The organism is Jhaorihella thermophila (assembly GCF_900108275.1).
GTDB lineage: Bacteria > Pseudomonadota > Alphaproteobacteria > Rhodobacterales > Rhodobacteraceae > Jhaorihella > Jhaorihella thermophila.
In genome coordinates this window covers 1-23,117 of sequence record NZ_FNVD01000004.1, presented here as the reverse complement: position 1 = coordinate 23,117, position 23,117 = coordinate 1, and the positions used below count along the sequence as shown (strand labels likewise).

Sequence of the window (23,117 nt, the reverse complement as noted above, 5' to 3'; positions counted from 1 at the left end):
CTTCAGACGACGACGAAGCCGTGCGCGAAGGGATCACGGTCGTCGACGAAGATCGTGTTGATGCCGGTCTGCCGCGCCCAGCCGGCGATGCTGGGCACGATCGCGGGGCGGCTGGCGACCTCCGTCTCGGCCTCGATCCGGCCGCGAAAGAGCGATCCGATAATGCTCTCATGCACGAAATCTTCGCCTGGCTTCAGCCAGCCCTTCGCGTGCCATTGCGCCATCCGCGCCGAAGTGCCCGTGCCGCAGGGCGAGCGGTCGATTGCCTTGTCGCCGTAGAAAACCGCATTGCGTGCACTGGCGCCGGGGGCGCGTGGCGCCCCGGTCCAGAGGATGTGGCTGATGCCGGCGATCTCGGGATGTTCAGGATGGGCGATCTGGTGCGCCTCGTTGAGCGCGGCGCGCAGCTCGCGGCTCATGCGCACAAGTTCCAGCGCCGAGAAATCGGCCATGTCGCGGAAGCTCTCCTGTGGGTCGACGATGGCGTAGAAATTGCCGCCATAGGCGACATCCACCCGCAGCCGGCCGAGGCCGGGCAGATCGGCCTCGAGCCCCTCGGCGGCGAGGAAGGCGGGCACGTTGGTCAGCCGGACCTCCTCGACAAAGCGGCCCTCCTGCCGATAGCGCGCCTCCACCGGGCCGGCGGGGGTGTCCAGCATCAGCCGCCCCGGCGCGCGCGGGGTGGCAAGGCCGTTTTCCAGCGCCAGCGTCACCGCGCCGATGGTGCCGTGCCCGCACATCGGCAGGCATCCCGATGTTTCGATGAACAGGATGGCGGTGTCGCAATCGGGGCGCGTGGGCGGCATCAGAATCGCGCCCGACATCTGGTCGTGGCCGCGCGGTTCGAACATCAGCGCGGTGCGGATCCAGTCATGGCGGGCGAGGAAATCGGCGCGGCGTTCCAGCATGGTGTCGCCGACCAGTGCGGGCGCGCCGCCCGCCACCAGCCGAACCGGGTTTCCACAGGTATGGCCGTCGATGCAGAAAAAGCTGTGCTGTGTCATGTCAGGCTCCGAAAACGCGAGGCGCTGTAGGGGGTGATGTCGGTTTCGGGTGGGCGCCCGCCCAGAAGATCCGCGACGATGCGCGCCGTTGCCGGCGCCTGTGTCAGGCCCAGGTGGCCGTGGCCGAAGGCAAGCACCAGGGCGGGAATGCGGCTGGCGCGGCAGATGACCGGCAGACTGTCGGGGAGCGAAGGCCGGCATCCCATCCATTCGCGCCCGCTCTCGGCCCGCAGCGCCGGGAGGAAGCGGCGGGCCTTGTCCACCAGCACCCGCGCCCGGCGCATGTCCGCCGGCGCGTCCGGGCTGGCCAGCTCGACCGCGCCGCCCACGCGCAGACCGCCGGCCCGGCTTACGACAAACCCGTGATCGGGAAAGGTCAACTGGCAGCGCAGATCGAAGGCATCGGCGGAAAAGGTGGTGTTGTAGCCGCGTTCCGCAGCGAGCGGCACGGCCTCTCCGGCCTGACGTGCCAGATCGGCCGACCAGGCGCCGGCGGCAAGCACGGCCTGGAGGGCCTGGATGCGCCGGCCGCTGGCGCAGCCCAGTTCCACGCCGCCGCTGGCGGTGGGGGCCAGGGTGGTGACGTCTTCGGTTTCGATCCGTCCGCCCCGGCCGCGAAATGCCGCCGCCATCGCCTCGAGCAGCGTCATCGGGTCGGAGACCGACGGCCAGTCGGGGACGAAACCGGCATGGGTGAAGCGCGGGCTGAGGCCGGGCTGCAGCTCGGCGATGGCGTCGGCGCCTTTCAGCACCTCGAAGGCCATGCCCTCGGCGCGCCGCGCCTCCCATTCCGGCAGCGCCGCCTCCCAGGCACGGCGCCCTTCGTAGAGCTGAAGCTGGCCGTCATTGCGCATGAGCCCGCGCGCCCCGGCGAGATCCGCAATCCAGGGCAGCGCCTTTGCCGAAAGGCGCAACAGCGCTGCCTGCGCTGCAATCAGCGCCGGCTGGCACGCGCGCCGGCTGGCCAGGGCAAATCGGGCGAGCCAGGGCGCAAGCGCGGGCAGCGAACGCGGCCGGACCGACAGCGGTCCGAGCGGATCCAGAAGCCAGTGCGGCGCACGCCAGAGGATGCCCGGGCGGGCAAGCGGTAGGATGTCGGCATAGGCAAAGGCCCCGGCATTGCCGGACGAGGCGCCCGCCCCGATCCGATCACGCTCGACCAGCAGCACCCGCCGGTCCTCGGCCGCCAGCGCCAGCGCACAGGCAAGCCCGATGACGCCACCGCCGATGACGGCGACATCGACGGGGGCATCAGTAGGCGGCATCGCGCGCGAACCCTGCCACGGCGTCGAGATCCGGGCGGCAGGCGATGCGCTCGCGCACCAGCGCCTCCACCCGCGCGCGATGTTCGGGCGGCAGCGGAAGACGCGGCGGGCGGACATGCTCGGTCGAGCCGATGGCGATCGCCTCGGCCAGCTTGATCTGCTGCACGAGGAAGATGGAGACGTCGAGATCGAGAAGCGGACGCATCCAGCGATAGATGGCGCGGGCCTCCGCGATCCGCCCGGCCTGCACGAGGTCGTAGATCGCCTGGTTCTCGCGCGGGAAGGCGATGGACACGCCGCTCACCCAGCCGTCGCAACCCATCAGGAGCGCCTCGAGCCCCAGATTGTCCACCCCGATCAGCACCTTGTAGCGGTCGCCCAGCCGGTTGAAGATCTCGGTGCAGCGGCGGATGTCGTCGCTGGATTCCTTGATGGCGACCATGCGCGCGTCCTCGGCCAGCTCTTCCATCATCTCGGGCGTGACATCCACCCGATATCCCACCCGGTTGGAATAGATCATCACCGGCAGATCGCCGGCGGCGGCAATGGCGCGCAGATTGGCCACGACCTCGGCCGGGGACGCATGGTAGATCGGCGAGGGCACCACCATCAACCCGTCGGCGCCTGCCTTCGCCGCCCGGCGGGCCATTTCGCAGGCTTCGCGCGTGCCGGCTTCGGAAACGGTCATCAGAACGGGTCGGCCCTGCGCCACGCTCTTGGCCGTGGCCAGCACCTCAAGCCGTTCTTCGGGCGACAGCATGTTGCCCTCGCCCAGCGTGCCGCAGACGATGAGTCCGCCATTGCCGGCCTCGATCTGAAGCGCGAAGCAGCGCTCCATCTCGGCACAATCAAGCGATCCGTCCGCAGCGAACTTGGTAGTGACGGCCGGCATCATTCCAGACCACATGGCGATTCCTTTCCTGTCTCGATCGATTGATTGGATTGCGGGCCGGCTTCAGAGCACTTTCGCGAGAAAGCGCTTCAGCTTCGGCGACCGGGGCTTTCCGAACATCTCCTCGGGGCGGCCGATTTCTTCGATCCGCCCTTGGTGAAAGAAGGCGACGCGGTCCGAGACCTCGCGGGCAAAGCCCATCTCGTGGGTGACGCAGATCATGGTCATCCCCTCGGCGGCCAGCATCCGCATGGTGTCGAGCACCTCGCCCACAAGCTCGGGGTCGAGCGCCGAGGTGGCCTCGTCGAACAGCATGTATTCGGGCTCCATGGCCAGCGCGCGGGCGATGGCCAGCCGCTGCTGCTGACCGCCCGACAATGCGGCGGGGTATTGCGCCAGCTTGTCGCCCAGCCCCACATGTTCGAGCTGACGGCGCGCCACCTCTTCGGCCTTTGCCCGCGGCAGGCCGCGCACGATGCGCGGCGCCAGCGCCACGTTTTCGAGCACGGTCAGATGTGGAAAACTGTTCCATTGCTGGAACACCATCCCGAGCCTTTGTCGCAGCCGGTTGAGGTCGGTGCCGCGCGCGTGAACATCGACGCCATCGACCAGGACCCGGCCCTCCGAGATCGGTTCGAGCCCGTTGATGCAATAAAGCAGCGTGGACTTGCCCGAGCCCGAGGCGCCGATGATGCTGAGCACTTCGCCCTTGTTGACGGCGAGGTCGATGCCGCGCAGCACTTCGAGCGCGCCGAACTTCTTGTGCAGGTTTTCGATCTGGATCATTGCTGCCACCGTTTTTCATGGCGGGCCGCCCACCAGGAGACCGGCCAGGAGAGGAGGAAATAGAAGGCGCCGGCCACCCCAAGCACGAACAGGGCCTCTTGGGTGCGGGTGATGAGGATCTGGCTGGCGCGCAAAAGCTCCACATAGCCCAGCACCGACACCAGCGAGCTGTCCTTCATCACGCCCAGCACGATCCCCACCCATGCGGGAAACACCGTGCGCAGCCCCATCGGCAGAACCACGTGGCGCATCGCCTGACCGTAGCTCATCCCCAGCGAACGCGCCGCGCGCCTGAGCGGCCTGCCCACGGATTCGATGCCTGCCCGCGCCACCTGCGCCACCAGCGCCGCGGCATAGGCCGACAGCACCACACAGCCGGCGGCAAAGGGCGAAAGCCCCAGCCCGATCATCGGCACGAAGTTGAAGAACAGCACCAGCTGGATGATCAGCGGCACCGAGCGGAAGACATCCAGCAGCGGCACAAGGATTGGTCGCGTGGCGCGCAGTTCGGCCAGCATCCAGCCCAGGCCCACGCCAAGCGCCGTGCCGACAGCGATGGACAACGCCGAGAGCTTGAGCGTGCCCCAGGCGGCTTCGGCGAGAAACAGCAGGTCGGCGCCGCGGAAGCCCGTGAAATAGGTAACGGTGTTGCTCATGCCGGGCTCCATCCGCGGAACAGACGCCAGGCCATCAGCCGCGCGCCCAGCACCAGAAGCTTGACGACCACGTAGTAGATCACCGCCGCGACCGCAAAATATTCGAAGATGCGGAAGGTGCGCGAAGCTTGGGCCTGGGTTTCGCCGGCCAGCTCGTGCAGCCCCACCAGCATGCCCAAGGAACTCATCAGCACAGCCCAGACCATCTGGTTGGTGAGCGGATGCCACACCGCGCGCAGCACCTGCGGCACGACGATGCGCGTCATCGCCTGCATCCGCGTCATGCCGAGGCTGAGCGCGGCGCGCATCTGCGCCGCCGGCACGGCGCGAAAGCCGCCGCGGAAGGTTTCAGCCAGATAGCCCGCGTTGTTGAAGCTCAGCCCGGCGAGCACAATGGCCAGCGGCGACATGTTGATCCCCCAGGCGCCGAGCCCGAAGCCGAAGAAATAGAGCTGGAACAGCGCCGGGGTGTTACGCGCCAGCGCCACCCAGGCGACGGCGAGCCAGCGCGCGGGAGCGGCGGCAGGCGCGGTGAAATCGCGCGCCATGGCCAGCGCGAGACCCAGCACCACACCGATCAGCATCGACAGCGCCGCGACTTCGAGCGTGACGAACGCGGCCTGGATCAGATCCGGCAGGGCGCGCAGCACCGGGCGCCAATGAAAATTGGAGTTCATGGGGAAACCCTGTTGCGGTGGACCACCGCCCCCCGAGCGCGTGTGAGTGGGGGCGGCGGCGGCAGGCGCGCCGCTCGGCACGCAGCTTGTCGGGGCTCAGTAGTAGACGCCGGGCACGGTCAGGTCGGGTGCATCGCCCCCACATATTTCCGCCACAACTCCGCGTAGCGGCCCGATCGCACCTGACGGCTGACAAAGAGGTTGAGGTAGTTCAGCCAGGTTACGTCGTGGCGCGGCCCCACCACCGAGGTATAGTCCGCCTGCCAGGGCATGCGCGGGCCGGTCTCCAGCGTGTCGAACTTTGCCACCACAGCGGGCACGGCGGTGTTCGTGGTGATGCCGGCATCGGCTTTGCCCTGGGCCACGGCGAGGAATACCTCATTTTCGGACTGGTAGCCCTGATAGTTGCCCTCCTCGCCCCACTGCTTGGCGATCTTGAGCCATTCCTGCTCGGGCACGGTGCCGACGGCAGCGGCGATCTTCTTGCCTCGCAAATCCTCGAACGAGGTGATGCCGCTGTTCTTGTTGACCACCATCTGGGCGAAATAGACCGCGTAGGGGATCGAGAAGCCGACCGTCTTGGCCCGTTCCAGCGTGTCCGATGTGGCGCCGAACACCACGTCGCCGCGGCCGGTGACGATCAGCGGCAGCCGCTCGGCCCAGGTGACGGGGATGATCTCGACCTCGACGTCGAGCGCGGCGGCCAGATCCTTGCAGTATTCGACGTCAAAGCCGGTGGGTTCGTTGTTCTGGTCGCGAAAGCCGATCGGCGGAAAATCGAGCACCACCCCACAGCGCAGGGTGCTGCGGTCGATGACGTCGTCAAGCGTGTCGGCAAGTGCCGTCACGGATCCCGCCAGGCTGATGGCGGCGGCCAAGAGTATCCGTTTCATCGCTGTCCTCCCTTTCGTGGCAATGTGGTGTCGAGGGTTGCAAATTGGAAATTGGATCCGATTGGCAAGCGACTTTTGCATCGCGCCGCGAAACCCCGTTTGATGTCAGCAGAACCGAAGACGCCCGGACCAGTTGGCGTTATCGTTCTGGTCACGCCAGGTGGCGGCGCGGCTCAGCACCTTGACGATGGCCAACACTGTGTTGGGATATTTCTCGGCGAACGTGGCGGTAATGCGGACCGCCTCCTCAGGCATCTTTGCGACAGGAGGTCCGGTTTGTCGTCCCTCTGCACGCCGCTTCCGCCATCACCTTCGCGGAAATCGTTTCGTCAGCGAACTTCCGCGATTCATGTTCTGGCGTCTTTCATGACGGCTCGATCTCCGGTTTCGGCGCTCAATTAGCGCCTCTCTTACTATAACGTGCATTATTCTGTAGTTTTGCGCACCACTTCGCCACCAATGAGTTTGCCCTGTCAATCACGATAAGATGAACTTATCGAAAATTGCATTTTGCACCAAATTGACCCGCAGGGACGGGACATGCGACGGGTGTGGCATGCTGCCCCCGCCCATCAATCAAATCACTTCCCGAGCCGGTCAAACCAAGTGCCTCAGGCGCTACATCATGCGACAACCCGATTGCGCTTCTGCGGCGGCTGGACTAAACCGTCAGCGTCATGCCGGTATAGCTCAGCTGGTAGAGCACGTGATTTGTAATCTCGGGGTCGGGGGTTCGAGTCCCTCTGCCGGCACCACCAGATCTCATGACCGCCACCCCCCTGTCCCCGCGGGGACAGGGTTGATTTTCAAAAGTTTTTCAGGCCTCGTCCAGCGTCCGAAAGAAAGCCGCCACCGCAGCCTCGAGCCGCTGGCGCTCGACCGCCGAAAAATCACGATCCGTCCGCATCTCTATCCGGCCCTCAGCGGCCAGACACCGCACCGACCCGCCCCGAACCTGCTGCCGAAATGTCGTCTTGCCGGTGGGGCGCGCCGTCGGCCTGGGCGATGCAGGCGCCGGTGCGCGCGGCGGCTGCGCCTGCGCCTTCAGCACCTCCAGCTCCGCCTCGGCCGTCGCCGCAAAACTTGCTGTCAGCGCCGCCCGGATCCGCGCCGCTGCGCCCGGTTCGTGGCTGATCCGTTTCTCAAGCTGCAACCCCAGTGCGCGCGGGATCGCCTCGGGGAACTTCAGATGCGACCCCAGCGCCTCGATCACGGTCACGAAATGCCGGATATAGCTGCGCTTTTGCCGGGACGCTGATCCGAACAGCGCCGTCAGCGCCTCGTCAACGGTTTCCGCCTTGGTTTCGGGATCCCGGGCATAGGCCAGCACGAGCTGCGCCATTTCGGCAAAGGACACGTCCCGGCGCACCAGGTTTTCGTCCACCATCCGCCGATACAGCGTCTCAAGCGCCTCGCCATGCGCCACCAGCCCGGCCGGAATCGTGGCAAAGCGGTCTTCGCCCGTTTCCTCGTAAAGCTCGCGATACGCGGTCAGGCGGCGATAACCCTGGATCAGCTCATAGCCGCCCTGCCCGTCCGCTTCGACGCGGATCGGGTTCGACAAGCCCACCTCGCGGATCGAGGCCTTCAGCTCGTCCAGGTCCGTATCACGCCCCGGCTTGCGGTCGCGGGTCAGTTTGTCGGTGCGGATCGCGTCGATCGGAACCAGATCGGTGATCAGCCCCGCCTTCTTCAGCCGGACATGCTCATGCGCCAGCCGATCGTTCTCCGCGCGAATCCGCGCTTCGGCCTCCTGCCGCGCGCGCAGCGCCTCGGCGTTCTCGGTGATCGCCGCGGCCATCGGCCCGCGCCGGTGCTCGCGCGGCGGCTCGCCCGCGGGTGCGCTCTCGGGCACGTCCTCGGGAAAGTCGATATCGAAAATGCGTCTCTTGCTCATGTCCCCTGCCCTTTTCATCCGGCCTCAAGCTCCAGCGTCGCGGGCCGCTCTTCGTCCAGCTTGTCCCACGCGGCGATCAGGTTGTCGCGAAACTCCTCGTACGCGCGATCAAAGGACGCCCGCGCCCGCCGCCAGGTTTCCCGCGTCATGTCGCGATAGTCGATTTCGTAGATCGAGCTGAGGAACCGCCCGGACTGTTCGACCGCGCGGGTCATCTCGATCGGGTGTTGCGTCACCCTGTCGCCAAAAACCTTGCCAAAGGCTGACTGCATCGCGCGGTGCAGATCGTTCGACGGCTCGAACCGGGTCAGCAGGAACCGGATGTCGTGGAACGCCTTGGGCAACCGCATTGTCCCCGCGGGGACAGTGGACGAAAACCGCGCCAGATCTTCCAGCGCCTCGGACAGCTGCCCGATGAAGGACGTAGTGGAATCGTATTCCCAATAGCCGGGCCCGGACGGGATATACAGCACGTCCGCCGCAAAGACCGCATTCATTGACTGATAGCCGATCGCCGGCGGGCAATCGAAGATCACGATGTCATAGGCGTCGTCCGACAGCCCGTCCAGGAAACGCGACACAGCGGCAAAGAAGGACCATTCCGGGTTCAGGTGCCGGTATTGCGCGCTGGCGAATTCGACAAAGGCCGCGTTGGCGCAGGATGGGATCAGGTCGATCGTTGGCCAACTGGTCGGCTTGATGAAATCGGAGTTGCGCAACCCGTCCAGACCCATGCCCGTGATGGATTCGGGCAGACGCCGGCGGGGCAGGGCGGCACCACTTTCCGCACCGGAGATCGCGTCGTTCATCCTTTCAGTCTCGGCTATCAGGTCCCGCGCCATGATGCCCCAGACGGTGAACTCCTCGTCCACGTCGGTCAGCCCCATCGAATGGCTGAGCGTCGCCTGCGGATCGAAATCCACTGCCAGCACGCGATACCCCTCGAGCGCGGCGGCATGGGCGAAGTGCAGCGCCACGGTGGACTTGCCCGCACCCCCCTTGAAATTGGCGATCGCGGCACGGATCGCACGCTTGCCCGCCGGCCGATAGGGCATCAACGAACGGCGGTTGATCTTCAGCCGCCGGCGGATCTCGTTGATCTCGTCCAGCGTATACCAGCGCTGACGCCCGTCCTCCTCGACCGTGCCCTGGGGCAGCGTGGGATCGGCGGCAAGCCGTCCCCGCAGGGTCGATTGGTTCACCTTCAGGATCAGCTCGGCCAGTTCCCAGCTCGAGAACCGGCGAAGCGTTTTCTCCATCTCCGGCGAGAATGTCTGTCGGCGAATCCAGCCCTGCATTTTCAGCGATTGGGCCTGAAGTTGCGCCAGGTCGCGGTGATCGAACATGATTCGGCCTGCCTCCGTTCCAACGTAAATTCCTGCTCAACTCAGATTTACGCGGAAAGCCAAAAGAAGGCAAAGGCGAATTTTACTGCGACAACCGACCAGCGTCCCCACGGGGACAGCATTGTTTTTAAACGTTTTTTCCTCGGAGACAAAGCTCAGCATCAGCCAAGCGCCACGAACGCCCCCACTTTTCGACCCGCTCCCCGATAATGGGACGGATGCGCTGCGAAAAGACCTCAATAGGGGACATTTCTGCCGCATTAGGGGTCATACAGAGTGTCACCCAATACCAATACAACCGGGATCAATTCATTCTGGAATTGAAATTTCGCGCCTCGACGCGTCACCGTGCTTGACAGAATCGAACCGCAGGACGCTAATTCAATTCATCGGACGAAAAGCGTTGGCTTTCTCGCCGAACCCGAACAGAAAACTGGCCGGACAGAGCCAGACGAGGCAGTCAGGGCATTGAGGATCAAGGATACTCCGGATCTCTCATTGCGTCGAAAGGAAACGAGAGCGGCATGTTGAACCCCAGACTGACAGGACGCGGAGCGGCGGCGCGCAAGTATGACCTGCTCACGGCTATGGGGGCGTTTGCCTTGTCTCAGCCCAAGGCGACGCAGAAAACCGTGCTTCGCCTCATCACGCTGGTCACCGCGCGCTACAACTGGGCGCGCGATGAACTTGCCGTCGGCCAGCGCGAGATTGCACGGATGTGGTCCGTGGACGAGCGCACCGTCAAACGCGAGATGGCCAAGTTGCGCGGCTGGGGTTGGCTTGTCGTCAAACGGCAGGGCGCGCGGGGCCGGGTCAGCGAATACGGGCTCGACATCGACCGCATCCTTGAGGACACGCGCGGAATCTGGGCCGCGGTCGGGCCGGATTTCGAATATCGCATGAAGGGCCAGCCCGAACCCGACAGCCGCGTGGTGCCGCTGCCGGTGCGCGGCGAAGTGCCGCCTCCGGACATCGGCAAGGGCGACGAATGGGCGCTGGCAAAGGCGGTGCTGCATGCCGAGGATCCATCGGTCTATGGTTCGTGGATCCGCGCGCTGGAGCGCGGCGAAAGGGCAGGGGGGCGGCTGACGTTGATCGCCCCGAGCCGGTTCCATGCCGCCTATGTGGAAACGCATCTGGCCGGGCGGGTGCTGGCGGCCTGCCAGGCGGTGGATGACACCGTCGCCCAGGTCGTGATCACCGCATGAGCGGCTCGGGGTTAGTCTCGGGACCGAGGGGTTCCGTAGTGGTCCAGGAACATGTCCACCGCCGAATCGACCAGCCTGGCGATCTCTTCCCCGGATGGCTCATCGACCATCACTCCCAACAGGCGCTTGCGGAACAGCCCTGCCTGACAGAGTTCGAAGAACTGGTTGCAGGCCAGATCCACGTCCCCGATGCGCAACTGGCCGGTGTCGATCGCCGCTTGCAGTGCCGCGCACAGGATCGACTGCCCCTTGGCCATACCCTCGGCGAATTCCGCGCCCAATTCGGGCGCCTTTTCCAGCGCGCCCAGCATCACGCGATGGGTTCGGATCACGTCGTCGGACGTGACGATCCGCACCATAAGCCGGCCAAAGCGCCGCAGCCGGTCGGGCAGGGGGCCGGGGCGGGCCAGTTCGGCCTCGAGCTCGCCGAAGAACTTGTCGCGAATGGCATGGATGACCGCGACGAACAGGTCGAGCTTGTCGTCGAAATAGACATAGAGCGTGCCCTTGGACACGCCGGCTTCGGCCGCGATGGCGCCGACATTGGCGGTCTCATATCCGTCGCGCATGAACACGCGGGCCGCGCCGGTCAGGATCTGTGCGCGCTTGGCCGGATCGGTGCCGGCCGCCCGACGGCGACCGCGCGGCGACGATGGTGCCATCTGCATCGGCGTCTCCCAACCAAGGCAAAACCCGCGGGTTCGATAATTCCGGCATCGCATCGCGCCGGCCACGCGTCAAGTCAGGATGCTTCGTCCGAGCCGAGTCCTGCGCCCGGACCAGGTCGGGATGATATGGTTATTGTTTGCTATTCCGAAACAATAATCGGAAAAATACCGTTACTGTGTCGTATAAATGCCGAAATTCGACGTTGCAGCCGGCGCGGGACAGCCTGCCGTTCAACAGGTGTAGTTCAGCGCCAGCCGACCGCCATCCACATAGATTGTCTCGCCGGTGATGTAGCTGGCCTTGTCCGAGGCGAGAAAGGCCACCACCTCGGCGATCTCGCGCGGGGTGCCGGGGCGTTTCAGAGGGGTGCGCGACATGGCGGCCCTGAAAGCCTCGGGGTTGGCATTCACGCCGGCCATCATTTCGGTATCGATGCTGCCGGGGCCGACCGCGTTCACCCGGATGCCGTTCGGGGCCAGCGCCAGTGCCATCGCCTTGGTCAACTGCATCACGCCGCCCTTGGAGGCGCAATAGGCCGGGATCGCGGGGATCGCCACCACGGCGTTGATCGAGGACATGTTGACGATCGCGCCGTCGATGCCGCGTTCGACCATCGTGCGGGCCGCCCGTTGCGAGGCGAGAAACACACCCGTCAGGTTCACGTCCAGCACCTTGCGGAAGTCCTCGGCGCTGTAGGTCAGAAAGTCTCCCGGCAAGGCGATGCCCGCGTTGTTGACCAGCACCCGGACCGGCCCGAAATCAGTCTCTACGCGGTCGAACAGGTCCGAAATCTGCCGCGCGTCCGCCATGTCGCAGGCCAGGCCCGCATGTCCATCTCCCAGCGACCGGGCGGCGTCGGTCACGGCGTCCGCCTTGATGTCGGCCAGAACGACCCGGTGTCCGTTCTCGCCCAGAACCTGAGCGCAGGCCAGGCCGATGCCCTGCGCGGCGCCGGTGACAAGGGCGACGGGACGATCAGTCATGGGCTTTCTCCTTGGTGGGGCCTGTGTCAAAGGCTCTTGAGCAGCTGGTTGAAGGCAAAGGCGGCGTGATAAAACCCGGTGCGCAGTGTCCGGCCGGGCACTGGGCGCGGGTCCGTGACGGGGACGGGCAGGGCGGTTTCGTCGCCGCCCGCGAACAGCTCGGCGAGGGCCTGGCCGAACAGGGTTCCGGTGGTGATGCCCCGCCCGTTATAGCCGATGGGGGTATAGAGCCCATCGGCCAGCCGGTGAATGCGGAACAGATGGTCGGGGGTCATGGCGATCTGGCCGTGCCAGGCATCCTGAAATCCGACCGGGCCGAGATCGGGAAAGAGCCGCGCCAGCGTCCGCGCGGCCCAGCGGCGCGACAGCCCCGCGCCGCCGCCCAGCACCGCGCCCATCGAGCCGATGACGAGGCGTCCGAACGCGTCCCGGCGCAGCGAGAGCATCACCGGGGCGGTGTCCCACAGACCCTGGCGTTCGGGCAGGATGGTCGCGGCACGCTCGCCCAGCGGTTCGGTCGCCACCTGGAAGAAGTGGATCATCGTGAAGGTTCGGCGCAGGCCGGGCCACAGATCGTCCGTGTAGGCGTTCGTGGCCAGAACGACGCGGCGCGCCGTGACGGTGCCCCGGTCGGTAACCAGCCGCCAGCAGTCGCCCTGCCGGTCGAGCCGCCGCACCGGGCTGCGGGTCGAGATCGCCGCGCCCTCGGTCGCGGCGGCGCGGGCGAGGCCGCGCGCATAGCCCATCGGGTTGATCATTCCGGCGCGGTGGTCCAGCAGGCCGCCGAAGAACCGCGTGGTGCCGGTCTTTTCCGCGGTCTGGCGGGCGTCCAGCAGATCGACCGGGGCACCCAGTTCGGCCCAGCCTTCGGCGCGGCGGGCGAGGTCGTCGAAGCCCTTGGGCGAATGGGCGGCGTGGATCGTGCCGGTTCGGGTGGCCTCGCAGTCGATGCCGTATCGGTCGATCAGGTCGAACACGCGGGCCGGCATCTCGCCCAGCGTGTCGATCAGCGCCCGGCCGCGGCCCCTGCCCAGCAGGGCAAAGACATCCTGCGGCGGAAGCCACAGGCCGGCATTCACGAGGCCGACGTTGCGCCCTGATCCGCCGTGGCCGATCCGGTGCGCCTCGATCACATGGGCCGAGAGCCCGTGCCGCGCGCAGTGAAGCGCGGTCGAGAGCCCGGTGAACCCGCCCCCGACGATCGCCACGTCAGTGGAAACGTCGCCGTCCAGCGGGCCGAAAGGGTCGGGTTCGGCGGCGGATGTGTCCCAGAGCGAGATCGGGTCGGTGTGAGTCATGGCAGTCATCCCGAGCACGATTGCACGTTTTACCTTGCCGGGAGCGAGACGGCGTGTCAATATGTGTATAGTTTGTTCCAAATAACGAAACGAGGTTGGAGTGCCCCGTCCCGCACTGACCACCACCGTCGCGGCCATGGTCGAGGCCGCCCGCGCCCGGATCGAGGAAATCGAGACCGAAGACGCGATCGCGATGATGGAGGATGCGGACTTGGTGTTCGTGGACATCCGCGACATTCGCGAACGCCAGCGGGACGGTGTCATCCCGGGGAGCTTTCATTGTCCGCGCGGGATGCTGGAATTCTGGGTCGATCCGGCCAGTCCCTATTTCAAGGAGGTGTTCGGGCAGGATCGGCGGTTCGTGTTCCATTGTGCCAGCGGCTGGCGGTCGGCCCTGTCGGCCGCGCTGTTGCAGGACATGGGGTTCGAGGCCGCGCATCTCAGGCACGGGTTTTCGGACTGGGTTCGCAAGGGCGGGCCGGTCGAGAGCCTGGAGCCGCGCGCCCGCGGCTAGCCGATCGGGGGGCGCTGCCCCCGCCGCCTGCGGCGGCTCCCCCGGAGTATTTGGGGCAAGATGAAGGACGTTGTGCGGGGTGGGAAATTCGGTCACACTTGCGCCATGAAGCCGCCGTCCATGCCAGTTCCCGCGACCCCGCCGATGCTGTCGGAGGCCGATCACGAGGCGTTGACGGATCTCTATGTGCGGGGCACGCCCGAAAACACGCTGCGGGCGTATGAGCGCGATCTGATCTATATCACCGCGTGGAAGGCGGCGCGGTTCGGCGCGGCGCTGGAATGGCCCGAGCGGGAGGATGTGGCGCTGGCCTTCATTTTGGATCATGCGCGCGATCTGCGGGATGCGCCCGAGGATGATCGGCCGCGCCTGGTCGCCGAAGAGCTGATTGCGCGCGGTTTGCGGCGGGGGCTGGAATGCCCCGCGCCATCGACGCTGGATCGGCGGATCGCGTCCTGGCGCGCCTTTCATCGGATGCGCAACCTGCCCAACCCTTTCGAGGCGCCGCTGGTGCGTCAGGCGCGGGCCAAGGCGCGCCGGGCGGCGGCCCGGGCCCCGGCACCGAAGTCGAAGAACCCGATCACGCGCGAGGTGCTGATGCGGATGCTGGACACCTGCCGTGGATCGGTTCGCGACTGCCGCGACCGGGCGATCCTGCTGCTGGGCTGGGCCTCGGGCGGTCGGCGGCGGTCCGAGATCGCCGGGCTGATGCGCGAGGACGTCGATCTGCGCGAGTTCGAGCCCAAGGGCGTGGCGTGGATCTCTCTGGTCGAGACCAAGACCACCCAGAAGGGGGAGACGCCCCGGCTGGTGCTGAAGGGGCGGGCGGCGCGGGCCCTGGTGCACTGGATCGAGGTGGCCGGGATCGAGGAGGGACCGCTGTTTCGGCCGGTGTCGCGGGCCGACCGGCCGTTGAAGCGGCGGCTGACCCCGGAGGCGATCCATCAGATCGTGCGGCGGCGGCTGGAACTGGCGGGGTATCCGCGGGGCTTTGCCTCTCCGCACGGGCTGCGGTCGGGGTTTCTGACCCAGGCGGCGCTGGACGGGGCGCCGATTCAGGCGGCGATGCGGCTGTCGCTGCATCGGTCGATGGCGCAGGCGCAGCGGTATTACGACGATGTGGAATTGACCGACAATCCAGCGACCGATCTGCTGGATTGAGGCGGGGCAGGGGGGCGCTCGCCCGGTCGTCATTCGCGTTATTGGCCGGCGCCACGCCGCATTTGTCACTTATGTCCCGATGACCCGGCTTCCGCGCATGTTTCCGCGGGCCGGGCAAAATCATGCCCTGCGGTCGCATGGCGCGCACTGCCCGTGCACTGGTGACGGAAAAGACCGGGCTCCGCGCGACCGAAGTCAAAGCCGACGGCCACGATTTCGGCCCCTGCGCCAACCTGCCCGGCTCCATCTGTGCAGAGGGCAGTCCCGCCGCGGTTGGCGGCGCAGGCGAAGATCGCCGCCACGGCGAAGTCGATGGGGGCGGCTTTGTCTCAGTTGCCTTTCTGCCGCTCCGCCCTGGTGCGCTGAGCCTGGATTTCGCGCACGCGCTCCGGCCAGGTGGATTGGATGAAGGCGAGAATGTCGCGGATCTGGTCGTCGCTCAGACTGTCGCCAAAGCCCGGCATGCCGCTTTTCGCGTCACCGGCGCCCATCCGTTTCAGCATCTCCTGTCCGCCCAGTTTCGTGTAGTCGAACAGCAGCCCGTCGCCGTGATGCCAGGTATGCCCGGTTTCGTCATGCGGCGGCGCGGGATAGGTGCCGTCCGGTCGGGGCGTGCGCCAGTTCGGTTGCCCTTCCAGATTGGCGCCGTGGCAGGAGGCGCAATTCTCGGCGTAGAGCAGACGGCCGGCCTGAATGTCCGGAGCGCGACCCGAGGGCTGCGGACTCCTGCCTGCGATGTAGAACATGCCGGCCGCGGCCAGAACGATTGCGGCGCCGGCAAGAACGGTCGTGTTTCGGGTCATCCGGTTCAAATCCTTTCGGTCCGATCTTGATCCCGTGACCGGGGACGCACGGTGCCGCGCGCCCCCGACCATCGGGCGTCAGGATTTGCCGACGCCTCTGTGCGCCTTCACGGTCCCGCGCATCCCGCTTTCGCGGTGGCCGGGCAGGTTGCAGCTCAGTTCCAGGTCGGCGTCGCCGCTGAAGGTCCAGATGATTTCGGCGCTCTGGCCGGGTTCCAGCAGCACGCTGCCCGCGTCGTCATGGGCCATGCCCGATTTCATCATCCGGTCATGGTCGATCCGGTCCGCCTGGAGAATGCCTTTCTCCATCATCTCGATCATTTCGCCGGCATGCGCCTTGTGCATCTCGGCGGTGCCGATGTTGAATTCATGCACGAACTCGCCGGCGTTGGTGATGACGAAGCGGATGGTTTCGCCCCGGGTCACTTCGATGGTGCCGGGGTCAAAGAACATCTCGCCCATCTTGACCTTGATGACGCGATCGACATCGCCGGCCTTGCCGGGCCGGCCGATATCGGCCGCGTGGTGGTCGTCGCCGTGGCCATGCCCGCCCGAATGGGATCCGCCGGCAAGCGCCGGGTTCTGCGACAGCGTGATGATTGCGGCCAGGGCGGCCGCGCGAACAGTCCATTTCTTCATGGTTTCGGTCTTTCGATAACAGATTTCTTGCCAGATCTGGCGTTTTCTCACGATTCACCGCGCCTTTGCCGGGTGGCGCACGAATCCGTCCCGCATGCCCTTCGACAACGGGGCGGTGTCGGTCAGAGGCTGCGAGCGCGCAGCGGCGGCGGGTCGATTCCCGGCGGCGTTGCCGTGAGTTGGAGAGAAACCGGAAGCCGCGAGCGGCGGGCCGGCCAATCGAAAGACGGGGCTCCGAGTGTTTGGGTCAGGCCGGGCATCGCGCCGCAGGTCAGCCCGTCGTGGCAATGTCCCGGATGACCCAGCGAGTCGTGCGAAACCGCGTCGGCAAGTTCCTGTGCCGGTGGGTGGAACGCGGAACCGTCATGGACATGCGCCTTGGCGGGATCGGGCAGAACGAGCAGGCCGACCGCCACGATGGCCAGGACGAAAACCGCCCTCAGGATTGCCATGCCATGCCGTTTGTCCACGGTTCAGTCTGCCCCGTTGTCCGCAACGCGGCAAGATAAGCCAGCATGTTTGCCGAACTGCCAGCCTTCAGAGTCGTGACCGGAGGCATGTTGCCAATGTTGCCCGGTCGCGCGGGCCGGATGCGGGAGGCTTTTTCCTGTGCCGCCGCCTTTGCCTTGCGGTTGACATTGCCTCGCGGCCGCCGAATATTTCCGACCAGTCAGGGGAGTCCCGCCCAGGGGACTGAGAGGCCGACGGGGTTTCCTCGGGAAACCCGGTGAAGCGACCCTTTGAACCTGACCCAGTTGATACTGGCGTAGGAAGACCGGGAGGATTTCCGCCACAAGCGCTCACGCGGCGGGCCTTTCGGGCCGGATCGGCCCATTCGTGCGCGGCGGCGCATCCGGGGCCGGGACCGGCCCCTTTCTGCAAAGGACGTCTTCTGGGTCTCATCGCAAGAGGAGACCGAGATGAAGGACCATTCCACCCCCACCGTTACCACCGGGCCGCTGTCGGCGTCGCGCAAGACCCATGTCGTGGGGCAGATGCACGACATCCGCGTGCCGATGCGCGAGATCGCCGTGACCGGCGAGCCGCCGCTGACCGTCTATGACAGCTCCGGCCCCTACACCGATCCCGAAGCGCGGATCGACATCGCCCGCGGGCTGCCGCGCTGGCGCGGTGCATGGCTGCGCCAGCGCGGCGAGGTGGAGGAATGCGACCCCCGCCCGGTCGCGCCCGCCGACAACGGCTTTGCCGAAGGCGCGCGGCTGGCGCCCGCCTTTCCGGTTGCCCATCGCCCCTTGCGGGCGGCGAAGGGCGCGGTGACGCAGCTGGCCTATGCCCGCGCCGGCATCATCACGCCGGAAATGGAATTCGTCGCCATCCGCGAGAACGAGCGCCGCACCGCCGCCCATGCCCGTGACGGCGAAGCCTTTGGCGCCGAGATCCCGGATCTGGTCACGCCTGAATTCGTGCGACAGGAAATCGCCGCAGGCCGCGCCATCATCCCCGCCAACATCAATCACCCCGAGCTGGAACCGATGATCATCGGCCGCAACTTCAAGGTGAAGGTCAACGCCAATATCGGCAATTCCGCCGTCACCTCGGGCATGGCCGAGGAGGTGGAAAAGATGGTCTGGGCGATCCGCTGGGGGGCGGATACGGTTATGGACCTCTCGACGGGGCGCAACATCCACAACATCCGCGAATGGATCATCCGCAACAGCCCCGTCCCCATCGGCACGGTGCCCATGTATCAGGCACTGGAAAAGGTGGGCGGCGTGGCCGAGGCTCTGACCTGGGAGATCTTCCGCGACACGCTGATCGAACAGGCCGAACAGGGGGTGGACTATTTCACCATCCATGCGGGCCTGCGCCTGCACATGATCCCGATGACCGCGAAACGGGTGACGGGGATCGTCAGCCGGGGCGGCTCGATCATCGCCAAATGGTGCCTGCATCACCATCGCGAGTCCTTCCTGTATGAGCATTTCGACGAGATCTGCGACATCGCCCGCGCCTATGACGTGAGCTTCTCCCTTGGCGACGGGCTGCGCCCCGGCTCGATCGCCGATGCCAATGACGAGGCGCAGTTCGCCGAGCTGCGCACGCTGGGAAAGCTGACCAAGATCGCCTGGGACAAGGATTGCCAGGTGATGATCGAGGGCCCCGGCCATGTGCCGATGCACAAGATCAAGGCCAATGTCGAAGAGCAGCTGAAACACTGCCACGAGGCGCCGTTCTACACGCTTGGCCCGCTCACCACCGACATAGCGCCGGGCTATGACCACATCACCAGCGCCATCGGTGCTGCGATGATCGGTTGGTTCGGCACGGCGATGCTGTGCTATGTCACGCCCAAGGAGCATCTGGGCCTGCCCGACCGGGACGACGTGAAAACCGGCGTCATCACCTATAAGCTCGCCGCCCATGCCGCCGATCTGGCCAAGGGGCATTCCGGCGCGCAGATCCGCGACGACGCGCTCAGCCGCGCCCGGTTCGAATTCCGCTGGGAGGACCAGTTCAACCTTGGCCTCGACCCGGACACCGCGCGCGAAATGCATGACGAAACCATGCCGAAAGAGGCGCACAAGCTGGCGCATTTTTGCTCGATGTGCGGGCCGAAATTCTGCTCGATGAAGATCAGCCACGACATCCGGGCCGAAGCCGATCGCCAGCAGGGCATGGAGGAAATGGCCGAGAAATACCGCGACGGCGGCGACCTTTACATCCCCGCGCAGGAGCCGGCGGAATGATCTCGGTTCTGGGGGCCGGGGTGGCGGGGTTTTGCGCCGCCACCGCGCTGGCCGAACGCGGCCTGCCGGTCGAGGTGATTGAGCCCGAGGACGCGCCCGACCCGGCCTCGCGGCTGGCCGGCGGGATGCTGGCGCCGTTCTGCGAGGGCGAAACCGCGCCTGAAACCGTGGTCCAAATGGGGTTGGGCGCGGCGGATTGGTGGGAGGCGCATGGCGCCGATGTCACCCGGCGCGGCACGCTGGTCGTCGCGCCCGCGCGCGACGCGGCGGAACTGGGCCGCTTTGCCCGCGCCACGCGGGGCCATGACTGGGCCGACCCCGGCGATCTGGAGCCCGATTTGGCGGGGCGTTTCGCCCGTGGCCTGTTTTTTTCCAGCGAGGCGCATATGGACCCGCGCGCGGCCCTTGCCCGCCTGCGCGACCGGCTGGTCGCGCGCGGCGTGCGCTTTCACCCCGGCCCGGCGGCGGGGCGGATCGTCGATTGCACCGGCATGGCCGCCGCCGCGCATCTGCCCGACCTGCGCGCCGTCCGGGGCGAGATGCTGGCGCTTTACGCCCCCGACGTGGCGATCACGCGCACGGTGCGGCTGCTGCATCCGCGCTTTCCCTGCTATATCGTGCCGCGCGGCGGCGGGCACTACATGGTCGGCGCCACCATGGTCGAAAGCGCCCGCCCCGGCCCGGTTACCGCGCGCGCGGTGATGGAGCTGCTGTCGGCGGCCTACGCTGTCCACCCCGGCTTTGCCGAGGCCGAAGTGACCGAAACCGGCGCCGGCCTGCGCCCCGCCTTTGCCGACAACATCCCCGCGATCCGCCGCACCGGGGGGCGGATCCACCTCAACGGCATGTACCGCCACGGCTTTCTGGCCGCCCCCGCGCTGGCCGAGGCCCTGGCCGAGGAATTGCAACAGGAGCTTGCCCCATGCGTATCGAGTTGAACGGACGTCTCACCGAAACAGAGGCGCCCACCCTCTCGGCGCTGCTAGCCGAGCGCGGCCATGACCCCGCCTGCGTCGCCACCGCGCTCAATGGCGACTTCGTCCCGCGCGAGGCCCGCGAGGCCACCCCGCTGCACCCCGGCGACCGGGTCGAGGTGCTGCGCCCGATGCAGGGGGGCTGAGATGTTCTATGGCATCGAGCTGACATCGCGCCTGATGCTGGGCACGGCGCAATATCCCTCTCCGGCGGTGCTGCGCGAGGCGATCGCCGCCTCGGGCACGGACGTCATTACCGTCAGCCTGCGCCGCGAGGGGCCGGACGGCGCGGCGTTCCGGCAGATCCTGGCGGATTCGGGCTGCCGCATCCTGCCCAACACTGCCGGCTGCCATACCGCGCGCGAGGCGATCACCACCGCACGAATGGCGCGCGAGCTGTTCGGCACGACCTGGATCAAGCTCGAAGTGATCGGCCATGCCGACACGCTGCAACCCGACCCGTTTGCGCTGGTCGAGGCGGCGCGGGTGCTCTGCGCCGACGGCTTCGAGGTGTTTCCCTATACCACCGAAGACCTGATCCTTGGCGAAAAGCTGGTCGAGGTCGGCTGCCGCGTGCTGATGCCGTGGGGCGCGCCGATCGGCTCCGGCCAGGGGTTGCGCAACGTCGAGGGCCTGCGCGCGATGCGGGCGCATTTCCCCGACGTGCCGCTGGTGATCGACGCCGGGATCGGCGCGCCGTCCGATGCCGCGCGGGCGATGGAAATGGGGTTCGACGCGGTGCTCTTGAACACCGCCGTGGCGCGCGCCGACGACCCCGTGGCCATGGCCGCCGCCTTTGCCCGCGCGGTCGAGGCGGGCCGCATGGCGCATACCGCCGGGCTGATGCCGCGCCGCGACATGGCGCAGCCCTCGACCCCGGTCTTTGGCATGGCGGAACTGGGCTGATGCTGGATCGTTTCTATCTCATCTGCGGTGACGCGGGGCTGATCGAACGGCTTGTGCCTTTGGGCGTGCGCACGGTGCAACTGCGCGCCAAGGGCCTTGCGGCCGAAGCGCTCCGGGCCGAGGCACTGCGCGCGCGCGACATCTGCGCGGCGCATGGCGCGACACTGATCCTGAACGACGACTGGCAGCTTGCGCTGGATCTCGGGATCGGCTGGGTGCATCTGGGGCAGGAGGATCTGGACGGCGCCGACATCCCCGCTCTGCGGCGGGCGGGCGTGCGGTTTGGCCTTTCCACCCATGACGAGGCCGAACTGGAGCGGGCGCTGTCCCACGATCCGGCCTATGTCGCGCTGGGGCCGATCTGGCAGACGCTTCTGAAAAGGATGAAATGGGGGCCGCAGGGGCTGGGGCGCGTGACCGAATGGAAACGCCGCGCGGGGGCCGTGCCGCTGGTCGCCATCGGCGGCATCACACCCGACCGGGTGCCGCTGGTGCTGGAGGCCGGGGCCGACAGCGCGGCGGTGGTCACCGACATCGCCACCGCCCCCGACCCCGAGGCGCGCTGCCGCGAATGGATCGCCGTCACGCGCAAGGCCGCGCCATGACCCGCGTTCTGCTGATCGGCGGCACCGATTCCAGCGGCGGGGCAGGGCTTTCACGTGACGTGGCCACTGCCGCCGCCCTGGGAGCCGAGGCCGCCCCGGCGGTCACTGCGGTCACCGCGCAGACGGATGGGGGGGTGCAGGCGATCCACCCGATTCCGCCCGAAACCGTCGCCGCCCAGATCCGCGCCGCCGGCGACGTGGGCGCGGTCAAGACGGGGATGCTGGTCGATGCCGAAACAGTGCGCGCGGTGGCCCGCTCTCTGCCGCGCGCCCCGCTGGTCGTCGATCCGGTGCTGGCCGCCAGCTCCGGCCGGGCGCTGCTGGACGCGGCCGGCATAACCGCGCTGATCGAACATCTGATCCCGCGCGCCACGCTGTTGACTCCGAACCTGCCGGAATTCGCGCGCCTCACCCGTCATCTGGGCGCGGATGGATCCGAGGCGCAGGGCATCCGCGCGCTTCTGGCGCTTGGCTGCGGAGCGGTTCTGCTCAAGGGCGGCCATGCGCAGAGCGAGGGGTGCGAAGACCGGCTCTATCCACGTTCCGCGCCCGACGATCCGATCCGCTTCTCGGGCCCGCGCCATCCGGTCAGCCTGCGCGGCACCGGCTGCCGGCTGGCCTCCGCCGCCGCGGTGCGTCTGGCTGCGGGGGACGGGCTGGCCCGTGCGGTGTCGGTCGCGCGACAAGCACTCGGCACTGCGTTCGCGGCAGCATCCGGCATTTAGCCGATGAGGCCCATCCTTCTGGCGATGACCGGCAGGGGTGGCCATGGAGAACCGAATCGGATGACGCGGTGACGTGGGTTTCGTTTTGCCCGGTTCGGCGCGTCGCAATTCCTAGGGCTGCTGCGGGATGGACCCATGCGCTTGCAACGGCGCTGTGCAGGCAAGTTGGCGCCCGGTGGTCCTGTGCGGTTTCGACCTGGCAAGCGGCATGTTGCGCTTTCGGCCGGCAACGAGCGCGTCATGACTTGTTCCCGCCTCATCATGTGGCAACCGCCGGCGCAGTGCAATTGGACTTGCAAAGGTGGCCGAGTTTCGGCACATACGAGCGCACGGAGAGGTGGCCGAGTGGTCGAAGGCGCACGCCTGGAACGCGTGTAGGCGGGAAACCGTCTCCAGGGTTCGAATCCCTGTCTCTCCGCCACTTGCCTTCGCGGAATTTTTCTCTTCCTCAGCGTGCCCGGAATTTTGCCCTTGTTTTCAAGGGTTACGCCGATGGGCTGTTCACCTT

25 protein-coding genes, 2 tRNA genes and 1 riboswitch are annotated in these 23,117 nt (G+C 66.9%); of the genes, 11 read left to right on the top strand and 16 right to left on the bottom strand.

The window, feature by feature from the left end:
* Positions 1-2 precede the first annotated feature (2 nt).
* From C4S70_RS06280 to C4S70_RS18470, 8 genes are all read right to left on the bottom strand, one after another.
* The gene (locus C4S70_RS06280; RefSeq protein ID WP_104007269.1) at positions 3-1,004 is read right to left on the bottom strand and encodes a 4-hydroxyproline epimerase; all 1,002 of its coding nucleotides are present in this window, start codon (positions 1,002-1,004) and stop codon (positions 3-5) included.
* The gene (locus tag C4S70_RS06275; protein WP_104007268.1) at positions 1,001-2,269 is read right to left on the bottom strand and encodes an NAD(P)/FAD-dependent oxidoreductase; all 1,269 of its coding nucleotides are present in this window, start codon (positions 2,267-2,269) and stop codon (positions 1,001-1,003) included. The genes C4S70_RS06280 and C4S70_RS06275 overlap by 4 nt, the downstream gene beginning before the upstream one ends.
* Complete coding sequence (locus tag C4S70_RS06270; RefSeq protein ID WP_104007267.1) at positions 2,256-3,176, bottom strand: dihydrodipicolinate synthase family protein; 921 nt, start codon at positions 3,174-3,176, stop codon at positions 2,256-2,258. The genes C4S70_RS06275 and C4S70_RS06270 overlap by 14 nt, the downstream gene beginning before the upstream one ends.
* A 48-nt stretch (positions 3,177-3,224) precedes the next feature.
* Positions 3,225-3,947 (bottom strand): amino acid ABC transporter ATP-binding protein, encoded by a 723-nt coding sequence (locus C4S70_RS06265; protein ID WP_104007266.1) that lies wholly within the window; start codon positions 3,945-3,947, stop codon positions 3,225-3,227.
* Entirely contained in the window at positions 3,944-4,603 is a 660-nt protein-coding gene (locus C4S70_RS06260) for an amino acid ABC transporter permease (RefSeq protein WP_104007452.1), read from the bottom strand. Before C4S70_RS06260 ends, C4S70_RS06265 begins: the two co-directional genes overlap by 4 nt.
* Positions 4,600-5,280 carry an amino acid ABC transporter permease gene (locus C4S70_RS06255; RefSeq protein WP_104007265.1) on the bottom strand — a complete coding sequence of 227 codons (681 nt, stop codon included), beginning with the start codon at positions 5,278-5,280 and terminating at the stop codon, positions 4,600-4,602. The genes C4S70_RS06260 and C4S70_RS06255 overlap by 4 nt, the downstream gene beginning before the upstream one ends.
* A gap of 119 nt (positions 5,281-5,399) precedes the next feature.
* Positions 5,400-6,173: a transporter substrate-binding domain-containing protein gene (locus tag C4S70_RS06250; RefSeq protein ID WP_235003742.1), complete on the bottom strand. Its 774-nt coding sequence runs from the start codon at positions 6,171-6,173 to the stop codon at positions 5,400-5,402.
* A 105-nt stretch (positions 6,174-6,278) separates the two neighbouring features.
* Entirely contained in the window at positions 6,279-6,428 is a 150-nt protein-coding gene (locus C4S70_RS18470) for an ABC transporter substrate-binding protein (protein ID WP_146064182.1), read from the bottom strand.
* A gap of 424 nt (positions 6,429-6,852) precedes the next feature.
* Here C4S70_RS18470 and C4S70_RS06245 point away from each other — a divergent pair.
* Positions 6,853-6,928, top strand: a tRNA-Thr gene (locus C4S70_RS06245).
* A gap of 62 nt (positions 6,929-6,990) precedes the next feature.
* Here the strand turns inward: C4S70_RS06245 and C4S70_RS06240 are convergent.
* Together C4S70_RS06240 and C4S70_RS06235 are read right to left on the bottom strand one after the other, a co-directional pair.
* Positions 6,991-8,070: a ParB/RepB/Spo0J family partition protein gene (locus C4S70_RS06240; protein ID WP_104007264.1), complete on the bottom strand. Its 1,080-nt coding sequence runs from the start codon at positions 8,068-8,070 to the stop codon at positions 6,991-6,993.
* 14 nt (positions 8,071-8,084) lie between these two features.
* Entirely contained in the window at positions 8,085-9,416 is a 1,332-nt protein-coding gene (locus tag C4S70_RS06235) for an AAA family ATPase (protein WP_104007263.1), read from the bottom strand.
* 524 nt (positions 9,417-9,940) lie between these two features.
* On the opposite strand from C4S70_RS06235, the gene C4S70_RS06230 reads away from it, so the two are divergent.
* Positions 9,941-10,624 carry a DnaA N-terminal domain-containing protein gene (locus C4S70_RS06230; RefSeq protein ID WP_104007262.1) on the top strand — a complete coding sequence of 228 codons (684 nt, stop codon included), beginning with the start codon at positions 9,941-9,943 and terminating at the stop codon, positions 10,622-10,624.
* A gap of 11 nt (positions 10,625-10,635) precedes the next feature.
* Here the strand turns inward: C4S70_RS06230 and C4S70_RS06225 are convergent, their stop codons facing one another.
* The 3 genes from C4S70_RS06225 to C4S70_RS06215 form a co-directional block, all read right to left on the bottom strand.
* The gene (locus C4S70_RS06225) at positions 10,636-11,292 is read right to left on the bottom strand and encodes a TetR/AcrR family transcriptional regulator (RefSeq protein ID WP_160114848.1); all 657 of its coding nucleotides are present in this window, start codon (positions 11,290-11,292) and stop codon (positions 10,636-10,638) included.
* 231 nt (positions 11,293-11,523) lie between these two features.
* Entirely contained in the window at positions 11,524-12,276 is a 753-nt protein-coding gene (locus C4S70_RS06220; RefSeq protein ID WP_104007260.1) for an SDR family NAD(P)-dependent oxidoreductase, read from the bottom strand.
* Between the two features lie 26 nt (positions 12,277-12,302).
* Complete coding sequence (locus tag C4S70_RS06215; protein ID WP_104007259.1) at positions 12,303-13,574, bottom strand: NAD(P)/FAD-dependent oxidoreductase; 1,272 nt, start codon at positions 13,572-13,574, stop codon at positions 12,303-12,305.
* Positions 13,575-13,710: 136 nt separating this feature from the next.
* Here C4S70_RS06215 and C4S70_RS06210 point away from each other — a divergent pair, with 136 nt between their 5' ends.
* Entirely contained in the window at positions 13,711-14,088 is a 378-nt protein-coding gene (locus C4S70_RS06210; RefSeq protein ID WP_104007451.1) for a rhodanese-like domain-containing protein, read from the top strand.
* A 120-nt stretch (positions 14,089-14,208) separates the two neighbouring features.
* Positions 14,209-15,249 (top strand): tyrosine-type recombinase/integrase, encoded by a 1,041-nt coding sequence (locus tag C4S70_RS06205; RefSeq protein WP_235003741.1) that lies wholly within the window; start codon positions 14,209-14,211, stop codon positions 15,247-15,249.
* Between the two features lie 329 nt (positions 15,250-15,578).
* Here the strand turns inward: C4S70_RS06205 and C4S70_RS06200 are convergent, their stop codons facing one another.
* The 3 genes from C4S70_RS06200 to C4S70_RS06190 form a co-directional block, all read right to left on the bottom strand.
* Positions 15,579-16,052: a c-type cytochrome gene (locus C4S70_RS06200; RefSeq protein WP_104007257.1), complete on the bottom strand. Its 474-nt coding sequence runs from the start codon at positions 16,050-16,052 to the stop codon at positions 15,579-15,581.
* Between the two features lie 78 nt (positions 16,053-16,130).
* Positions 16,131-16,691, bottom strand: coding sequence for a cupredoxin domain-containing protein (locus tag C4S70_RS06195; RefSeq protein ID WP_104007450.1), 561 nt, complete (start codon positions 16,689-16,691; stop codon positions 16,131-16,133).
* 122 nt (positions 16,692-16,813) lie between these two features.
* Positions 16,814-17,143: a hypothetical protein gene (locus C4S70_RS06190; RefSeq protein ID WP_146064181.1), complete on the bottom strand. Its 330-nt coding sequence runs from the start codon at positions 17,141-17,143 to the stop codon at positions 16,814-16,816.
* Positions 17,144-17,353: 210 nt separating this feature from the next.
* Positions 17,354-17,481: riboswitch (TPP riboswitch) on the top strand.
* Between the two features lie 130 nt (positions 17,482-17,611).
* On the opposite strand from C4S70_RS06190, the gene thiC reads away from it, so the two are divergent.
* The 7 genes from thiC to C4S70_RS06155 all read left to right on the top strand — a co-directional run bounded on the left by thiC (position 17,612) and on the right by C4S70_RS06155 (position 23,030).
* A complete protein-coding gene (gene thiC, locus C4S70_RS06185; protein ID WP_104007255.1) occupies positions 17,612-19,399 on the top strand; it encodes a phosphomethylpyrimidine synthase ThiC in 1,788 nt (595 codons plus the stop codon).
* Positions 19,396-20,337: an FAD-dependent oxidoreductase gene (locus C4S70_RS06180; RefSeq protein ID WP_104007254.1), complete on the top strand. Its 942-nt coding sequence runs from the start codon at positions 19,396-19,398 to the stop codon at positions 20,335-20,337. Before thiC ends, C4S70_RS06180 begins: the two co-directional genes overlap by 4 nt.
* Entirely contained in the window at positions 20,322-20,519 is a 198-nt protein-coding gene (thiS, locus tag C4S70_RS06175; protein WP_104007253.1) for a sulfur carrier protein ThiS, read from the top strand. The genes C4S70_RS06180 and thiS overlap by 16 nt, the downstream gene beginning before the upstream one ends.
* 1 nt (position 20,520) lies before the next feature.
* Positions 20,521-21,279 (top strand): thiazole synthase, encoded by a 759-nt coding sequence (locus C4S70_RS06170; protein ID WP_104007252.1) that lies wholly within the window; start codon positions 20,521-20,523, stop codon positions 21,277-21,279.
* Between the two features lie 2 nt (positions 21,280-21,281).
* Entirely contained in the window at positions 21,282-21,884 is a 603-nt protein-coding gene (locus C4S70_RS06165; protein ID WP_104007449.1) for a thiamine phosphate synthase, read from the top strand.
* On the top strand, positions 21,881-22,609 hold the full coding sequence (locus C4S70_RS06160; protein WP_104007448.1) for a hydroxymethylpyrimidine/phosphomethylpyrimidine kinase: 729 nt from the start codon (positions 21,881-21,883) through the stop codon (positions 22,607-22,609). Before C4S70_RS06165 ends, C4S70_RS06160 begins: the two co-directional genes overlap by 4 nt.
* Positions 22,610-22,940: 331 nt before the next feature.
* A tRNA-Ser gene (locus C4S70_RS06155) sits at positions 22,941-23,030 on the top strand.
* The last annotated feature ends 87 nt before the right edge of the window (positions 23,031-23,117 follow it).

Bases quoted from the DNA above. Each gene is read 5' to 3' on its own strand.
- C4S70_RS06275 (WP_104007268.1), bottom strand. From the start codon at position 2,269: ATGCCGCCTACTGATGCCCCCGTCGATGTCGCCGTCATCGGCGGTGGC.
- C4S70_RS06280 (WP_104007269.1), bottom strand. From the start codon at position 1,004: ATGACACAGCACAGCTTTTTCTGCATCGACGGCCATACCTGTGGAAAC.
- thiS (WP_104007253.1), top strand. From the start codon at position 20,322: ATGCGTATCGAGTTGAACGGACGTCTCACCGAAACAGAGGCGCCCACC.
- C4S70_RS06205 (WP_235003741.1), top strand. From the start codon at position 14,209: ATGCCAGTTCCCGCGACCCCGCCGATGCTGTCGGAGGCCGATCACGAG.
- C4S70_RS06210 (WP_104007451.1), top strand. From the start codon at position 13,711: ATGGTCGAGGCCGCCCGCGCCCGGATCGAGGAAATCGAGACCGAAGAC.
- C4S70_RS06220 (WP_104007260.1), bottom strand. From the start codon at position 12,276: ATGACTGATCGTCCCGTCGCCCTTGTCACCGGCGCCGCGCAGGGCATC.
- C4S70_RS06215 (WP_104007259.1), bottom strand. From the start codon at position 13,574: ATGACTCACACCGACCCGATCTCGCTCTGGGACACATCCGCCGCCGAA.
- C4S70_RS06265 (WP_104007266.1), bottom strand. From the start codon at position 3,947: ATGATCCAGATCGAAAACCTGCACAAGAAGTTCGGCGCGCTCGAAGTG.
- C4S70_RS06240 (WP_104007264.1), bottom strand. From the start codon at position 8,070: ATGAGCAAGAGACGCATTTTCGATATCGACTTTCCCGAGGACGTGCCC.
- C4S70_RS06230 (WP_104007262.1), top strand. From the start codon at position 9,941: ATGTTGAACCCCAGACTGACAGGACGCGGAGCGGCGGCGCGCAAGTAT.
- C4S70_RS06195 (WP_104007450.1), bottom strand. From the start codon at position 16,691: ATGAAGAAATGGACTGTTCGCGCGGCCGCCCTGGCCGCAATCATCACG.
- thiC (WP_104007255.1), top strand. From the start codon at position 17,612: ATGAAGGACCATTCCACCCCCACCGTTACCACCGGGCCGCTGTCGGCG.
- C4S70_RS06250 (WP_235003742.1), bottom strand. From the start codon at position 6,173: ATGAAACGGATACTCTTGGCCGCCGCCATCAGCCTGGCGGGATCCGTG.
- C4S70_RS06190 (WP_146064181.1), bottom strand. From the start codon at position 17,143: ATGGCAATCCTGAGGGCGGTTTTCGTCCTGGCCATCGTGGCGGTCGGC.
- C4S70_RS06160 (WP_104007448.1), top strand. From the start codon at position 21,881: ATGACCCGCGTTCTGCTGATCGGCGGCACCGATTCCAGCGGCGGGGCA.
- C4S70_RS06235 (WP_104007263.1), bottom strand. From the start codon at position 9,416: ATGTTCGATCACCGCGACCTGGCGCAACTTCAGGCCCAATCGCTGAAA.
- C4S70_RS06225 (WP_160114848.1), bottom strand. From the start codon at position 11,292: ATGCAGATGGCACCATCGTCGCCGCGCGGTCGCCGTCGGGCGGCCGGC.
- C4S70_RS18470 (WP_146064182.1), bottom strand. From the start codon at position 6,428: ATGCCTGAGGAGGCGGTCCGCATTACCGCCACGTTCGCCGAGAAATAT.
- C4S70_RS06170 (WP_104007252.1), top strand. From the start codon at position 20,521: ATGTTCTATGGCATCGAGCTGACATCGCGCCTGATGCTGGGCACGGCG.
- C4S70_RS06255 (WP_104007265.1), bottom strand. From the start codon at position 5,280: ATGAACTCCAATTTTCATTGGCGCCCGGTGCTGCGCGCCCTGCCGGAT.
- C4S70_RS06180 (WP_104007254.1), top strand. From the start codon at position 19,396: ATGATCTCGGTTCTGGGGGCCGGGGTGGCGGGGTTTTGCGCCGCCACC.
- C4S70_RS06260 (WP_104007452.1), bottom strand. From the start codon at position 4,603: ATGAGCAACACCGTTACCTATTTCACGGGCTTCCGCGGCGCCGACCTG.
- C4S70_RS06270 (WP_104007267.1), bottom strand. From the start codon at position 3,176: ATGTGGTCTGGAATGATGCCGGCCGTCACTACCAAGTTCGCTGCGGAC.
- C4S70_RS06200 (WP_104007257.1), bottom strand. From the start codon at position 16,052: ATGACCCGAAACACGACCGTTCTTGCCGGCGCCGCAATCGTTCTGGCC.